General features: G+C 66.8%; 16 protein-coding genes. 12 read left to right on the forward strand and 4 right to left on the reverse strand.

The genetic code is table 11. The features are described 5' to 3' along the window. Window positions 1-66 precede the first annotated feature (66 nt). From AC1DEY_RS08085 to AC1DEY_RS08115, 7 genes are all read left to right on the forward strand, one after another. Window positions 67-1,593, forward strand: coding sequence for an APC family permease (locus AC1DEY_RS08085; RefSeq protein WP_476867504.1), 1,527 nt, complete (start codon window positions 67-69; stop codon window positions 1,591-1,593). Window positions 1,594-1,849: 256 nt separating this feature from the next. Beyond that, window positions 1,850-2,959, forward strand: coding sequence for an iron-siderophore ABC transporter substrate-binding protein (locus AC1DEY_RS08090; RefSeq protein ID WP_476867505.1), 1,110 nt, complete (start codon window positions 1,850-1,852; stop codon window positions 2,957-2,959). A gap of 9 nt (window positions 2,960-2,968) precedes the next feature. Next, a complete protein-coding gene (locus AC1DEY_RS08095; protein WP_476867506.1) occupies window positions 2,969-4,033 on the forward strand; it encodes a FecCD family ABC transporter permease in 1,065 nt (354 codons plus the stop codon). 35 nt (window positions 4,034-4,068) lie between these two features. Continuing rightward, a complete protein-coding gene (locus AC1DEY_RS08100; protein ID WP_476867514.1) occupies window positions 4,069-5,154 on the forward strand; it encodes a FecCD family ABC transporter permease in 1,086 nt (361 codons plus the stop codon). Between the two features lies 1 nt (window position 5,155). Then, window positions 5,156-5,986, forward strand: coding sequence for an ABC transporter ATP-binding protein (locus AC1DEY_RS08105; RefSeq protein ID WP_476867507.1), 831 nt, complete (start codon window positions 5,156-5,158; stop codon window positions 5,984-5,986). Between the two features lie 77 nt (window positions 5,987-6,063). Next, window positions 6,064-7,071 carry a siderophore-interacting protein gene (locus AC1DEY_RS08110; RefSeq protein WP_476867515.1) on the forward strand — a complete coding sequence of 336 codons (1,008 nt, stop codon included), beginning with the start codon at window positions 6,064-6,066 and terminating at the stop codon, window positions 7,069-7,071. 83 nt (window positions 7,072-7,154) lie between these two features. Beyond that, window positions 7,155-7,997, forward strand: a complete 843-nt coding sequence (locus tag AC1DEY_RS08115; protein WP_476867508.1) for an SGNH/GDSL hydrolase family protein — start codon at window positions 7,155-7,157, stop codon at window positions 7,995-7,997. Window positions 7,998-8,024: 27 nt separating this feature from the next. On the opposite strand, the gene AC1DEY_RS08120 is transcribed toward AC1DEY_RS08115, so the two are convergent. Then, entirely contained in the window at window positions 8,025-8,324 is a 300-nt protein-coding gene (locus AC1DEY_RS08120; RefSeq protein WP_441411509.1) for a YciI family protein, read from the reverse strand. 102 nt (window positions 8,325-8,426) lie between these two features. On the opposite strand from AC1DEY_RS08120, the gene AC1DEY_RS08125 reads away from it, so the two are divergent. Then, window positions 8,427-8,906, forward strand: a complete 480-nt coding sequence (locus AC1DEY_RS08125) for a MarR family winged helix-turn-helix transcriptional regulator (protein ID WP_441411510.1) — start codon at window positions 8,427-8,429, stop codon at window positions 8,904-8,906. A 73-nt stretch (window positions 8,907-8,979) separates the two neighbouring features. Further along, window positions 8,980-9,741: an SGNH/GDSL hydrolase family protein gene (locus AC1DEY_RS08130; RefSeq protein WP_476867509.1), complete on the forward strand. Its 762-nt coding sequence runs from the start codon at window positions 8,980-8,982 to the stop codon at window positions 9,739-9,741. Between the two features lie 24 nt (window positions 9,742-9,765). On the opposite strand, the gene AC1DEY_RS08135 is transcribed toward AC1DEY_RS08130, so the two are convergent. The 3 genes from AC1DEY_RS08135 to AC1DEY_RS08145 are packed head-to-tail and all read right to left on the reverse strand — an operon-like array spanning window position 9,766 to window position 12,522. Continuing rightward, window positions 9,766-10,515, reverse strand: coding sequence for an FAD:protein FMN transferase (locus AC1DEY_RS08135; protein ID WP_476867516.1), 750 nt, complete (start codon window positions 10,513-10,515; stop codon window positions 9,766-9,768). A 40-nt stretch (window positions 10,516-10,555) separates the two neighbouring features. After that, entirely contained in the window at window positions 10,556-11,083 is a 528-nt protein-coding gene (locus AC1DEY_RS08140; RefSeq protein ID WP_476867510.1) for an FMN-binding protein, read from the reverse strand. Then, complete coding sequence (locus tag AC1DEY_RS08145) at window positions 11,080-12,522, reverse strand: ferredoxin reductase family protein (protein ID WP_476867511.1); 1,443 nt, start codon at window positions 12,520-12,522, stop codon at window positions 11,080-11,082. The genes AC1DEY_RS08140 and AC1DEY_RS08145 overlap by 4 nt, the downstream gene beginning before the upstream one ends. A gap of 504 nt (window positions 12,523-13,026) precedes the next feature. Between AC1DEY_RS08145 and rpmB the strand changes: the two genes are divergently transcribed. From rpmB to rpsN, 3 genes are read left to right on the forward strand one after another with little or no spacing between them, the layout of a single operon-like run. Continuing rightward, window positions 13,027-13,263, forward strand: coding sequence for a 50S ribosomal protein L28 (rpmB, locus tag AC1DEY_RS08150; RefSeq protein ID WP_011693744.1), 237 nt, complete (start codon window positions 13,027-13,029; stop codon window positions 13,261-13,263). Beyond that, entirely contained in the window at window positions 13,263-13,430 is a 168-nt protein-coding gene (gene rpmG / locus AC1DEY_RS08155; protein ID WP_003798558.1) for a 50S ribosomal protein L33, read from the forward strand. Before rpmB ends, rpmG begins: the two co-directional genes overlap by 1 nt. Window positions 13,431-13,434: 4 nt before the next feature. After that, entirely contained in the window at window positions 13,435-13,740 is a 306-nt protein-coding gene (rpsN, locus tag AC1DEY_RS08160; RefSeq protein ID WP_441411515.1) for a 30S ribosomal protein S14, read from the forward strand. Window positions 13,741-14,208 lie beyond the last annotated feature (468 nt).

Consider the following 14,208-nt stretch of genomic DNA (forward strand, 5'->3'; position numbering starts at 1 on the left):
ACGAGCACAACCGGCGTCCTGCGCCGGCCCCCCAGAATCTCCCGCCAAAGTCGTCGGAAGGAAACCATGTCTACCGAACCCCGCAACACCGCCGAGCTTAACGACAGTGAACATCTTGCCGTCCTGGGCTACCAGGATTCCTTTGACCGGTCCATGTCCCTGTGGGCCAATTTCGCCCTCGGATTCACCTACCTTTCGCCGCTGGTGGGGGTGTACTCGCTCTTCGCCGTCGCCATGGCGGCCGGCGGGCCGCCGTCGGTCTTCTGGATCTTCATCGTGGGGGCCGGGCAGATGCTGGTGGCACTCGTATTCGGCGAAGTGGTGTCGCAATATCCCATTCACGGCGGCATCTATCCGTGGACCAGGCGGCTTTGGGGCCGGCGCTATGCCTGGATGGCGGCTTGGGTCTACATCTGGGCCATGATTGTCACCATCACCGCCGTGGCCGAATTTGGCAGCGGCTTCCTGGCCAGCCTGTTCGAGATTGAGCTGAACCGGGAAAGCACGCTTGGCCTGTCGGTGCTGCTTCTTCTCGTGGCGCTGGTCCTGAACTTCACCGGCACCAAAACCATGGCCCGGGTGGCCCGGATCGGTCTGGCGGCAGAACTGATCGGCGTGATCGCCGTCGGCCTGTACCTGCTGATTTTCCAGCGCAAACAGAGCTTCGGCGTGTTTTTCGACTCGATGGGCGTGCAGGGAGACGGCAGCTACCTGAACGCGTTCATGGGCGCCGCCCTGGCCGGCCTGTTCCTCTTCTACGGCTTTGAAGCCTGTGGTGACGTGGCGGAGGAGGTCGCCAACCCGGCCCGGCGGATCCCGCGTGCCATGATGATGACCATTGTGGTGGGAGGCGTCTCCGCGCTGTTTTCCTTCGGCGGCTATGTGCTGGCCGCGCCCAACCTGCAGGAGATCGTCAACGGCCAGGATGCAGACCCCATCCCCGCCATTCTGGAATCGGCCCTCGGCCCGGTGGGTGCCAAGATCTTCCTGGTCGTTGCGATCACGGCGTTTCTGTCCTGCGTGCTGAGCCTGCAGGCGGCGGCCAGCCGGCTGATCTTTTCCTTTGCCCGTGACGGCATGGTGCCCGGACACCGCTGGCTGTCCAAGGTTTCCGGTACCGCCAAGGTTCCCGCGAACGCCCTGATCGTCGCCGCCAGCATTCCCCTGGCCATCTGCATCATCATCTATCTGGGCTCGGACGAACTGCTCACCCAGATCACGTCCTTTGCCGTACTGGGCATCTACATTGCCTTCCAGTCCGTGGTGCTGGCTGCCCTGCGCCAGCGCCTCAAGGGCTGGCGGCCGGCGGGGCCGTTCAGCCTGGGGGCCGCGGGATTCGCGGTCAATGCCGCCGCCCTGGCCTACGGCATCTTTGCCATGGTGCTGCTGGCTTGGCCCGGCAGCACGGGCGTCTTTGTCACCGACTGGACTGTCCTGCTCGGCCTGGCCGTGGTGGCGGGCACCGGCCTTCTCTACCTCCTGCTGGCCCGCCCGGACGCCAAGTCCACGGCGCCGGCCGGCGACGCCATCGACGTCGCCGCGAGGCTGCGGGCCGGCAGTGCCCGGCAAGGCAGTACCTCCATCGCCCCATAAGGCTGTACTGCGAGTCCGACTGGGCCGCCCCCCGACGCGGGGGCACCTACGGCCGATAAACACCACCGTGATAGGCCGTAAGTGCCCCCGCGTTGCACCTAACAGCAGGGCATCGCCCTGGAAAACACGACCGCGCATCAATGCTTCCGTGCACGTCACAGGCCAATTGAGACAATTACGTTACTCAAACCTTTCTTAATTACTGAAAGGGTAGGCTAGCCTTACTTAGGTTTGCATCACTTACCTAAGGAGTTCCGTGGCTTCCGCCGTCTTCCCCCGTTCCGCCGGCCGCCCTGCCGGCCGCCGCCTCCGCACGACCGCGGGGCGGGCCGCAGCTGTTCTGGCCGCCGTCGCGCTGTCCCTGACCGCCTGCTCCACCGGACCAGCAACTTCGACGGCGGCGGACGCGAGCTCCCAGCCGGCCAGCGCCGCCTTCCCGGTCACCATCAAGCACCTCTTCGGCGAGACCACCATCAAGGAACAGCCCAAGCGAGTCATCACCGTTTCGTGGGTCAACGACGACGTCGCGATCGCCCTCGGCGTGGTGCCCGTCGGCATCCCCAAGAACGAATGGGGCGGCAACGACAAGGGCTCCACACCGTGGAAGGACGCCGCGCTCGAGAAGCTCGGCGCTGGCTTCGGCACGGAGAAAGCCCCTGTCCAGTTCTCCGAGGCTGACGGCATCAACTTCACCGAGATCGCCAAGCTGAACCCGGACGTCATCCTGGGCGCCTACTCCGGCCTGACCGAAGAGGACTACAAGAAGCTCAGCGAAATCGCCCCCGTCGTGGCCCAGCCGGAGGTCGCCTACGGCACCTCCTGGCAGGACTCCACCACCATCATCGGCAAGGCCCTGGGCAAGGAAGCCGAAGCCACCAAGCTGGTCTCCGACACCGAGGCCACCATCAAGGACAAGGTCTCCAAGTACCCGCAGATCGCCGGAAAGTCCTACATCTACGGCAACCTGGAACCGGACAAGAGCGACGGCGTCAACGTCTACACGGCCAACGACAACCGCCCGCGCTTCCTCAGCGAAATCGGCATGAAGCTCGCATCCGTCGTCGAGGACAAGTCCAAGGGCTCCAAGGAATTCTTCATCCCGTGGTCCGCAGAAAAGGCCAACGAACTCAGCTCGGACATCTTTGTGACCTGGGTCCCGGATGCGGCCACCACGGACTCCATCAAGGCTGACCCGCTGCTGGGCCAGATCCCGGCCATCAAGACCGGCGCCCTGGTAGCCGACTCGAGCAACACCCTGACGCTGTCCATCTCCGCTTCCTCGCCGCTGAGCCTGCCGTGGTCCCTGGACACGTTCCTGCCGCAGCTGGCCAGCGCGGCGGACAAAGTCGCTGCCGCGGCGAAGTAACACCCTCCCATGACGAACAGTACGACGACGGCGCCCGCCGCCAGCGCGCCCGCACTCCCGGCCCCCACCGGGAGGAAAGCCCCCGCAAAGCAGGCGGCCTGGCTGCTGGCCGCCGTCGCCGTACTTGTTCTGGTCTGCGCGACGTCCCTGGCTGTCGGCGCCCGCGGGGTTCCCCTCGGCACGGTCTGGCAGGCGCTCACGCAATTCGACCCCGCCGACGGCAACCACGCCGTCATCCACGCCCGCATCCCGCGGACCGTGCTGGGGCTGCTCGCCGGCGGCGCCCTCGGACTCGCGGGCGCGGCCATGCAGGGTGTGGCCCGCAACCCGCTGGCCGACCCCGGCATCATCGGCGTCAACGCGGGAGCCGCCCTCGCCGTCGTCACCGGGATCTACGTCTTCGGCGTTTCGTCCCTGACCGGCTACATCTGGTTCGCGTTCATCGGCGCCGCCGCCGCCGCCGTCGTCGTCTACCTGATCGCATCCATGGGACGCGACGGGGCGACGCCGGTCAAGCTGGCACTGGCCGGCGCGGCCCTGAGCGCGGGGCTGTATTCGCTCATGAACGTCGTCCTGGTCTCCAGCCAGGACACCCTGGACCGTTTCCGGTTCTGGCAGGTCGGCGGGATCGCCGGCCGGGACTGGTCGGTGGTGCTGCCCGGGCTGCCGTTCCTGGCCGCCGGGGCACTGATCGTCCTGTTCACCGGGAGGATCCTGAACAGCCTTGCCCTGGGGGATGACATCGCCCGCGGACTGGGCCAGCGCGTCGGCCTCGCCCGCGGCGTTACCGCGCTGGGCGTTGTGCTGCTCTGCGGTTCGGCCACTGCACTGGCCGGGCCGATCGGATTCGTCGGCCYGGTGGTTCCGCACGCGGTCCGCTTCCTGACCGGGCCGGACTACCGCTGGATCCTGCCTTTCTCGCTGGTCCTGGCGCCCGTGCTGCTCCTGCTCTCGGACGTAGTGGGCCGGGTCATCCTGCTGCCCGGCGAAGTCCCCGCGGGCATCATGACCGCCCTCGTGGGTGCGCCCGTCTTCGTGTGGCTGGTTCGCCGCGGGAAGGGGGCCGGGCTGTGAGCAACGCAGACCTGACCCGGGAATCCTCCACCGAGATGGCACTTGGCGGCAGTGATCCGCGCAAACATCGCCGTTATCTGCCATCTCGCGGACTCTTCCGGAGCCGCACCGGGTTCCTGGCCATCGCCGTCGTGGTGCTCCTCGCCGTCAGCATCCTGCTGGGCAGCTACACCGTCACCATCCCGGACTTCTTCAGGATCCTCATTGGCCACCTGACCGGCGGCGAGAAAATCCCCGGCGCCAGCTTCATCGTGATGGAAAACAAGCTGCCCCGGGCAGTCATCGGCACCATGATCGGGATCGCCTTCGGCCTCTCGGGCACCCTGTTCCAGACCATGCTGCGCAACCCGCTGGCCAGCCCCGATGTCATCGGCATCAGCTACGGGGCCAGCGCGGCCGCCGTTACCGCCATCGTCGTCTTCGGAGCCTCCGGGGCGGCAGTTTCCGGCGCGGCGCTCTGCGGGGCCATGGCCGTCGCGGCCGTGATCTACACAATCTCCCGGAGCGGTTCCCTCGGATCCGGGGGCGGCAACCGGGGCAACGCAGCCGGCAGCCGGCTCATCCTGGCCGGCATCGGCATCGCCGCGGCACTGAACGCCGTGGTCAACTTCCTCATGACCCGCGCCGACATCCGCACCGCCGCGGAGGCGCTGATCTGGCTGAACGGATCGCTGAACTCCGCCAGCTGGGACCGCGCCGGGGTGCTGGCGCTGGCGCTGCTGGTCCTGGTGCCCGCCGTCGCCGTCCTCGCCGGCCCGCTCCGGATCCTGGAACTCGGAGACGACGCCGCCGCCGGACTCGGCATCCGGGTGGGCATCACCCGGCTGGGCGTGGTGGTTGCTGCCGTCGCCCTGGCCGCCGTCGCCACCGCGGCAGCCGGGCCTGTGGCCTTCGTGGCCTTCCTGGCCGGACCCATCGCCCGCCGGTTCACCGGCAAGGCGAGCCTGCCCGCCGGCGCGTTCGTTGGTGCCCTGATTGTCCTCGCCGGAGACTACTTCGCCGCCAACATCGCCCCCTTGCTCCTTGACGGCACCGTCCTTCCGGTCGGTGTGGTCACCGGCGCGCTGGGCGCCCCGTTCCTGCTGTGGCTCCTGGTCACGGCCAACCGAAAGGACGCCTGACATGGCGGTTCTCAAAGCCCAGGACCTGACGCTGCAGTACGACCAGCGCCGGGTGGTGGAACGCCTTACGGCGAAGATCCCCGAAGGCAAGGTGACCATGATCGTTGGCGCCAACGCCTGCGGCAAGTCCACGCTCCTTCGCGGCCTGTCCCGGCTGCTCAAGCCGGCCGGCGGCGCCGTGACCCTGGATGGCAAGGACATCCATTCCCGCCCCGCCAAGGAACTCGCCCGCATCCTCGGCCTGCTCCCGCAGCATCCCACCGCTCCGGACGGCATTCTGGTCCGTGACCTCGTGGGCCGGGGACGCTACCCGCACCAGGGCTTCTTCCGGAGCTGGTCAGCAGCCGACGACGCGGCCGTGCAGCGCGCGCTCGAAGCCACCGAAACGCTGGAGCTCGCCGACCGGAACGTTGACGAACTCTCCGGCGGGCAGCGCCAGCGCGTCTGGATCGCCATGGCGCTTGCCCAGGAAACCGACGTGCTCCTGCTCGACGAGCCAACCACCTACCTGGACCTGGCCCACCAGGTGGAAGTCCTGGACCTGGTCACCGACCTGAACCGGCAGCGCCGCACCACCGTGGCAATCGTTCTGCACGACCTGAACCTGGCGGCCCGGTACGCGGACCACGTGATCGCCATGAAGGGCGGCAGGATCGTGGCCGAGGGGCCCTCCACCGAAGTGGTCACCGAGGAGCTGGTCCGGGACGTCTTCGGCCTGGAATCGCGGGTGCTTCCCGACCCCGTTTCCGGCACGCCACTGATCATTCCGCTAGGCCGGCACCACACCGATTTCCCGAAAGCCGAAACCACAATCCTGGAGTTGGTCCCATGACGAGCCGAGCACATCTGACCCGTGCGAATGCAGCCCGCGTGAATTCAGCGGTACGAGACAAACTTGCCACCCAGCCAATGACCCTGGCCTTCGACGTGACAGTCTCCGCTGTGCAGGAGCTCAGCCCCAACTTCCGCCGCATCACCTTCGGCGGGTACTCCCTGCGAGACTTCGGCGTCCACGGCGACACCCTGGACCTTCGCGTGAAGCTGATGATCCCCTCCCTCGCCGAGGACGGCACCCGCCTGCCGCTGCCCGTGTTCGCCTTGGAACAGTCCGGCTGGTACCAGGAATGGCTGGCCATGGATCCCGCAACCCGTGGTTCCATGCGCACCTACACAGTGCGGGAGGAACGCCTCGACGCCGTCTACCCGGAGATCGACGTTGACTTCGTCCTGCACTTCGACGACGCCGGCGACGGCGGGCCCGCCGCGAACTGGGCCGTGTGCGCCAGGCCGGGGGACGCCCTCACCATCATCGGCCCCAACAACCGGGCCGCGCACTGTGTCACGGCGGAGACCTACTCCGGCATCGAATGGCGGCCGGGCCTGGCCCAGCGGGTACTGCTCGCCGGTGACGAGACGGCCGTTCCGGCCATCAGCGCCATCCTGGAAAGCCTCCCGTCCTACATGAGCGGGCATGCGTTCCTGGAGGTCCCCGAGGGAGGCGACTTCTTGGACCTTAAGTCGGACGCCGGCGTCGAAATCACCTGGCTGGCGCGTGGCGCCTCGATCGGCCGCTCGCGTCCGCACGGCGAACTCCTGCAGGAAGCCGTCCGCGCCGCTGTTCCCGAGCCCGGCTGGGTGGGCATCAAGGCTGCCGCGGGCGGCGCCGGCCCGGAACCCGATGACGTCAACGTGGACCAGGACATCCTCTGGGAGACCCCCGCACGGATGGACGCCGCGGCGATCGGAGCCGGCAAGAACCCTGACAAGCCCGCAGGGGCGCTTCCCTTCTACGCCTGGATCGCCGGCGAAGCGGGCACCGTCAAGGAGCTGCGGCGGTATCTGGTGCGGGACGTGGGGATCGACCGGAAGCAGGTTGCGTTCATGGGTTACTGGCGGCAGGGCAAAGCCGAGCTGTAGACCCTCAGGCGGCTCCCGGGTCAGTCACCTTGGGTTCATCCGCTCTTTCCCTTCCGGCTTTTTGCGGCCGCTAGGGTGCCGGGGTGGGTTCTTTTCCTTTGCTTCCGGATCGAGGCGGGCGGCGGGTCTTTGTTGCCTTGGGGGATTCCTTTACCGAGGGCGTGGGGGACCGGAGTAAGACGCTGCCCAACGGTGTGCGCGGCTGGGCGGACCGCGTCGCGGAGAAGCTGGCCAAGGCACAGCCGGGCTGGCATTACGCCAATCTGGCCATCCGCAGCAAACGGCTCCGCCACATCATCGACGAACAGCTCGAGCCCGCCCTGGCCATGGAACCGACGCTGGTCACCCTGTACGCCGGCGGCAACGACATCCTCGACTTTGGCACCGACATGGATGAGCTGATGGCCGAGTATGAGGCGCTTGTGGCCCGGCTCGCCGCGACGGGTGCCACGGTGGTGCTGTTCACCGGCTTCGACGTCAAGGTATCGGCCGTCCTTGAACCACTGAAGAGACGCAACACCCTCTATAACCGGCGCGTCCGGCAGATTGCGGCGAAGTACGAAGCCGTGCTGGTGGACTACTGGTGCTTCGACGCATTCCACGACCCGCGAATGTGGGATTTGGACCGGTTGCACATGTCCAAGGCCGGCCACAAATATCTCGCCGGCCAAGTGCTGGACCATCTGGGCGTTCCCCATAAGATCAGCCCGCTGGACTGGGAGCCGCCGGCCAGGTTGAGCCTGCGGGAGTGGGAACGGCGGCAGCGTCGCTGGTTGCACGATTGGGTGCTGCCGCTCTTTGGCCGCAAGCTTCGCGGCGTCACCCTCGGCGACCGGCTCAGCCCGCGCTGGCCGTCGCCGGTCAAGGTCCCTCGGAAGGGCGGCCTGAAGAAGCTGATGGAGAAAGCGTCACGCGCCGAGCTTTGACGCCGGGCCGAAGTTTTGACGCCGGGCTTAAGAGGGCGCCTCTGAATCCAGCAGGTTCTCGTAGCCCGGAGCCACCCTGTTGGCATGGAACTCCATGACCTCGAAGTCGGCCACGCCATTGACGTAGAACGGGTCCTTGGCCAAGGCGGCGTCAAGGCTGGCCCGGTCCGAATTGGAGAGCAACAGGCCGCCGGTGCGGGGGATTTTTCGCCCCGCGACCATGAAGACGCCGTCGTCGAAGGCCGCCTGTAGCCACTCAACGTGGGCCGGGAGATGGAACTCCACAATGTCGTCGGGGACCTTGTAGGTCAGGGAGACTACGTACATGCGGCCAGCCTACCGGTAGCTGGCCGGGGACAGGCGGGAACATTTAAGGAATTCCCAGCTTGAAGTTGAATCGTCAAGCTTCCAGTCTCCTAGAATGTAGCCATGACCGAACCCCGCTGGCTCAACGCCGATGAACGCCGGGCCTGGCTCGCCCAGCTCAGCATCAACACCATGCTGCCGGCCGCCCTGGACACCCAGCTCCATGCCGCGGGCAAGCTTTCCCTCTTCGACTACAACGTGCTGGCGATGCTTTCCGAGGCCGAGGGGCGCTTCCTGCCCATGAGCGAGCTCGCCGCGCGCACCAGCGCCTCGCTGTCCCGGCTCTCCCATGTGGTCACCAAGCTGCAGAACCGCGGCTGGCTCGAGCGCCGGCCGCACCCCGGCGACGCCCGCGTCACGACGGCTCACCTGACCGATGAAGGCATGCAGACCATCGTGAGGCTCGCCCCTGGCCATGTGGAGGCCGTCCGGTCTTTGTTCATGGATGCCCTCAGTCCCAAAGACGTCGCGGACCTGGCCCGGATCGGCGAGAAGATCGTGGCCCGCCTCGACGACGACCACTGGATCCTGCGCGAACGCTGAGCGCTGCAGCTGCACGCCGCCGCCGGGCCGTCCCGTCTTTGTTGCTCGCGGCAACTGCTGGCAGACTTGACCCATGGATTTCACGTCCCGCTATGTGGCCCTTGGCGACTCCTTCACCGAAGGCGTCGGCGACGACGACCCCACCCGGCCCAACGGCGTGCGGGGCTGGGCGGACCGGGTGGCAGAGGTGCTCGGCGCCGCCGATCCCGGCTTCGGGTACGCGAACCTTGCCATCCGCGGCAGGAAACTCCGCCAGATCATGGCCGAACAGGTGGATGCCGCCGTCGCACTCAAACCCACCCTGGTCAGCATCTACGCCGGCGCCAACGACATCCTCCGGCCCAAGGTCGATATCGATGACCTGCTGGCGGAGTACGACGCCGGCATCCGCAAGCTCACGGCCGCCGGCGCCACCGTGGTGATGTTCACCGGTTTCGACGCGCGGGGCTCCAAGATTTTCGGCACCATGCGCGGCCGCACGGCCATCTACAACGAGCTGGTGCGCGGAATCGCCGGGGACCACGGCGCCCTGCTGGTCGACTACTGGCGCTTCAGTGAGTACTACGACTGGGGCATGTGGGCCACGGACCGGATGCACATGTCTCCGGCCGGCCACGCGAACATGGCAAAGCGCGTCCTCACCGTCCTGGCGCACGAGCACTCGATCGACGTCCCGCCCATGACCCCGGTGCCCGAACTGAGCCGGGTGGACGCCATCCGGGCGAATGCCCGGTGGGTGCGCGAATTCGCCGGCCCGTGGGTTGTCCGGCGCGTCACCGGCAAGTCCTCCGGCGACGGCCTGGAGCCAAAATACGGCCGGCTCACACACCTCTAAACCGCTAAGTCAGAGAACGGCAAGCTAGGTACGAAATCCCGGCGTCGCGAGCAGTTCCCCGCCGCGGCGGACGGCCAGCACATCGATCTCCCAGCCGTCCGTGGCCCGGTGTAGCATCTCGGTCCCGCCCGCGACGATCGCCGTCGCAAGCACGTCGGCCGTGACAATGTCTGCAGCGGCCACGGAGACCTGAATGAACTCGGCGCCCCGGGAGCCCGCGGTCCAGATGTGGTCACCCCGTTCCGCCGAGCCCGACGTCGCAAGGGCGCGCCGGGTGCCTGTTTTCCAGCCGCCCCGCCCGCCCAGCTCGCAGGCGGACAGCAGCGCCGAGCGGTCCAGCGGATCAGCAATTCCGGCCGCCCACGAGGCCCCGCTGCCCGGAACCGGCGAGCCCATCACCAGCACGTCACCACCGGCATTCAGGCACCAGTCAGTGATTCCCCGGATGCGCAGCGCCTCCCCGGCCTGCCCGATTGCGTAGCCCTTGATAATCCCGGATAGGTCCAGCACGCCGTCGGGCCGCTCCGGGGAGAACGCGCCCTCCGTCATGAGCCGCCAGCCCACAGCATCCGCATAGCGGTCCCGCATCCCGGCGGATGAGTCCCGAAGCGACAGCTCGCCGCGCGCCAGCCGACTGGCCTCGGAATCGGGACGGTACAGGCTGAAGGTCTCATCCGAGCCGGCAAACACCCGTTCGACGGCGGCAGTTGCGGCGTCGAGTTCGCGGTCACCGATGGCTCTGGCAGGAATGGTCAGGCTGACGACGGTGCCCATGGAGCCAAAAGTCCTGGCCCTCAGGGCCGATCCGCCCCGCTCAGAGGTTGGCTGCATCGAGGGCCGCCTGCAGGGAGTTCAAATACGCGTCCGACGTCACCGTCGCACCACTGATGGTCTGCACGTCCGCGGACTGGGCCTGGAGCACCTCGGCGCGCAGGAGCGGGGCCGCCCGGTTGCTGATCTGCACGGACTTGCGTTCAGCGTCGGTCAGCTGGAGCGCCGTGACGTCAGTGATCTTTCCGCCCTGAACCGTGATCTGAACCTGGACGGAGCCGAACCGGGTCTGGACAACGGAGCCGGCATACGTCCCCCCGGCCTTGGCCGAGGCTCCCGTGGTGCCGGTCGCGCTCGACGAACCGGACGAACCCGTTGAACCGGACGAACCCGTTGAGCCGGACGTTCCGCTCGAGCCGGATGATCCCGTGGATCCGGTGCTGCCGGTAGTGCCGGCCGCCGCGCTCGCGACGGTGCTGCCCGTATCGGCAACGTGGACGCCCGCCTGCCAGCCTGCAATGAGGATGCCGGCGGAGGCGAGGGCTGCTGAAACTGCTGCGCGGGTTCTCACCAGTCGAACCTTTCGTAGTGGAGCTGATCTTCCCGGACGCCGGCTGCGCGGGCGTCCCCAAGCACGCTTTGCGCCCAGGCGGCGGGGCCGCAGACGTATATGTCGGCGTCGGCGATATTGGGGTCATAACTGGCCAGCCGATGGCCGGCGCGTGCGGAGTTCTCCGGCAGCCAGGTCCGGACTCCGGCCGGGCGGGGGCCGGTCAGGTGGAACAGCGTGGCTCCGCGCCGCTGGCAAAGTTCGAGTATTTCCTGGCCCAGGTACAGCTCGGATTCGCTGTGACCGCGGAGAATGACGGTGGCGTTTCCGGGCTGGAACGGAGTGCTCTCAAGCAGGGCGCGGACCGGGGTGATGCCGATCCCGGCGCCGACCATGACCACACGGTTGCGGCTCCGTGCCGCCGTGCTGAACAGCCCGTACGGGCCCTCCAGGGCCACTTTGGTGCCGGGCTTGAGCCACGCGAGCTGGGCCGAACCCCGGCCCAGGTTGCGGACCGTGATCCTCAGTGTGCCCTGGCCGGCGGCGTCGAGCTGCACGGGATCGGCGGACAGGCTGAACGGATGCGGGTGCCACCACAACCCGGGAGCCAGGAACCGCCAGATAAAGAACCGGCCGCCGCTGCCCGCCAACTGGTCCAGTCGCAGGCCGGACATCTCGATGCTCACCACGCCTGGGGCCACCGGAACTACCCGTTTGACCGTCAGCTGGTGTCGGAACGATGCCACCAGGGGCTGGGCCACCCGGTAATACGCCAAGGCGGCGCCGGTCCCGATGCACAGCGCCAGCCAGTACCAGCGCTGCCAGGTGCCCTCGGCAAAGAGGCCGCCGACGCTGAACTGGTGGGGGAGGGCCGTCAGGACAGCCGCATAGGTCAGAAGGTGGACGGCGTACCAGAATTCGTAAGGGAACCGACGTCGGACCGCCACCAGGGAGGTGACCACGACGGCGATGAACAGGAGCATGGAGATGTAGGCGAGCCACACGTCGGGCACCAGGACCCACAGTGCAACCGCCTCACTGACAGGATCCAGCCCTTCGGCCATGCCGTACCCGATCGCGATGAGGATCCCGTGGGCGAGCAGGAGGTACAAGGCGGGCTTTCCCAGCTTTCGATGCAACTCCAGCGCGCGGTCGTGGCCCACTGTGTTGTCGATCAGTGGAATCCGCGCCGCCAGCAGCAGCATGAGAAGGACCAGGTCCATCCCGGCGAGGCCCGCCACAATCCCCAGCGCGGTGAAGGAGCCGGACGCCGACGTGAAGCCGGCGGCCCCGCCGTCGGCCAGCCACAATGCGACCGCGCCGGCCACGGACGCCCAGAAGAGGACTGTCAGCAGATCCGCCCGCAGCAACCGCCGCCGATGCTGCCCGTCGAACGGGTTCACAGCGCCACGGGGGCTGCGGCGAACCCCGGGACGGCTCGTCAGAAGTTGTGTGTTCATAGAGCCAGAATCTCCTCGCCGCCTATCATTTGGCTGTGAAAATACTTCGCCCGGCATATGACCTGGGAAGAGACCATGCCGTCTGTGCGGACCGGCTGCGGGGCAGTCCCTATACACCATTCAGCGCCGGATTGGTCTTTAATTCGTCGAACTCGTAGACTTGGTAGGCGCTAGGTGGCGCGGAGCGTGTGCAATTGCTCCGGTTGGCAGGACCTGTCTGAGAAATCGACGGTCTTGGTGGCCGGTAGTTAGGGGCTCAAGTTGCGCGCATTCCTGTATTTCGCCCAGCATCCCGGCACTTCGCAATGGCTGTCCACGGACCGCCAACGCCAAGTGCCCGTGGCCCACAATCTTCGCCGCAGTGAGGAACCAGCCGGTTTGTGCCGTCTGACTGAATCCCGCGGAACCGATGGTTGGGGGAGGGAGCCGGATGCGGACGCCGCCTAACGCACGGTCAGCAGGAACTCTGTTAGCCGTTTCATTTATTTTTTGAGGAGAGTCGTCATGGCAGCACACTGCCAGGTGACCGGAGCCGAGCCGGGCTTTGGACACAGCATTTCGCACTCGCACCGCCGCAACAAGCGCCGGTTCGACCCGAACATCCAGAAGAAGCGCTACTGGGTTCCGTCCCTGCGCCGTAACGTCACGCTGCAGGTCTCTGCTCGTGGCATCAAGACCATCGACGTACGTGGCATCGACGTAGTCGTCGCCGCAATCCTGGCACGAGGAGTGAAGCTCTAATGGCAAAGGATAAGGACGTACGTCCGATCATCAAGTTGAAGTCGACCGCGGGCACGGGCTACACCTACGTGACGCGCAAGAACCGTCGTAACGACCCGGACCGCCTGGTTCTGAAGAAGTACGACCCCAAAATCCGCCAGCACGTCGAATTCCGAGAGGAGCGCTAAACACATGGCTAAGAAGTCAATGATCGCTAAGAACGAACAGCGTAAAGTCATCGTCGAGCGTTACGCTGCAAAGCGCCTCGAACTGAAGAAGACCCTGGTTGACGCCAACGCAACCGACGAAGCACGCGAAGCTGCTCGCCTCGGCCTGCAGAAGCTGCCCCGCAACGCCTCTCCGGTACGTCTGCGTAACCGCGACATCATCGATGGCCGTCCCCGCGGTACCTTCCAGAAGTTCGGTATCTCCCGTGTTCGCTTCCGCGACATGGCTCACCGCGGTGAGCTCCCGGGCATCACGAAGTCTTCCTGGTAATTCAGTACTCCTGAAGCCAGTGGCTTGAGAAGGGCCGGCAACCGTTTGGTTGCCGGCCCTTCTTGCGTTTAACGCCGATGGTGGGCCGGCGCCCGGGCCGGGGCGGCTGCCAATTGCCGCGTGGCCGCCTGCCCCACCACGGAGGTCTGTGTCCGCCCCGAGCCACGGTGACGCACCGCACAATTCTCACTTACGACGCCGGAGCCCCGGATTGGGTGCCCGGGCCCGCGTTTGGCCGCGGGTTTTGGGGGTTTTGGGGTGGTGGTGGGGGTGTGTGGGGGTGGGTTTGCGGTGGGGGCGTGGTGGGTGTATTGTTTTCTAAGTCGCCGAGAGGGAGACCAGCGGAAATGCTGGGAACCGGAGGCGGCCAATCCCCTAAATTTCAAGACCGGATCTGGTCGGCGTTTCGTGCGCTCCGGGTTCTGGTGGGGGCGGGTCGGATGGTTTGTGGGTCGCGGAAACGCTGAT

The organism is Arthrobacter sp. 05T47 (assembly GCF_056395825.1).

Excerpts from the sequence above, each read along its gene's own strand:
- AC1DEY_RS08085 (WP_476867504.1), top strand. The coding sequence starts at position 67 with ATGTCTACCGAACCCCGCAACACCGCCGAGCTTAACGACAGTGAACAT.
- AC1DEY_RS08100 (WP_476867514.1), top strand. The coding sequence starts at position 4,069 with ATGGCACTTGGCGGCAGTGATCCGCGCAAACATCGCCGTTATCTGCCA.
- AC1DEY_RS08105 (WP_476867507.1), top strand. The coding sequence starts at position 5,156 with ATGGCGGTTCTCAAAGCCCAGGACCTGACGCTGCAGTACGACCAGCGC.
- AC1DEY_RS08110 (WP_476867515.1), top strand. The coding sequence starts at position 6,064 with ATGACCCTGGCCTTCGACGTGACAGTCTCCGCTGTGCAGGAGCTCAGC.
- AC1DEY_RS08120 (WP_441411509.1), bottom strand. The coding sequence starts at position 8,324 with ATGTACGTAGTCTCCCTGACCTACAAGGTCCCCGACGACATTGTGGAG.
- AC1DEY_RS08125 (WP_441411510.1), top strand. The coding sequence starts at position 8,427 with ATGACCGAACCCCGCTGGCTCAACGCCGATGAACGCCGGGCCTGGCTC.
- AC1DEY_RS08130 (WP_476867509.1), top strand. The coding sequence starts at position 8,980 with ATGGATTTCACGTCCCGCTATGTGGCCCTTGGCGACTCCTTCACCGAA.
- AC1DEY_RS08135 (WP_476867516.1), bottom strand. The coding sequence starts at position 10,515 with ATGGGCACCGTCGTCAGCCTGACCATTCCTGCCAGAGCCATCGGTGAC.
- AC1DEY_RS08145 (WP_476867511.1), bottom strand. The coding sequence starts at position 12,522 with ATGAACACACAACTTCTGACGAGCCGTCCCGGGGTTCGCCGCAGCCCC.
- rpmB (WP_011693744.1), top strand. The coding sequence starts at position 13,027 with ATGGCAGCACACTGCCAGGTGACCGGAGCCGAGCCGGGCTTTGGACAC.
- rpmG (WP_003798558.1), top strand. The coding sequence starts at position 13,263 with ATGGCAAAGGATAAGGACGTACGTCCGATCATCAAGTTGAAGTCGACC.
- rpsN (WP_441411515.1), top strand. The coding sequence starts at position 13,435 with ATGGCTAAGAAGTCAATGATCGCTAAGAACGAACAGCGTAAAGTCATC.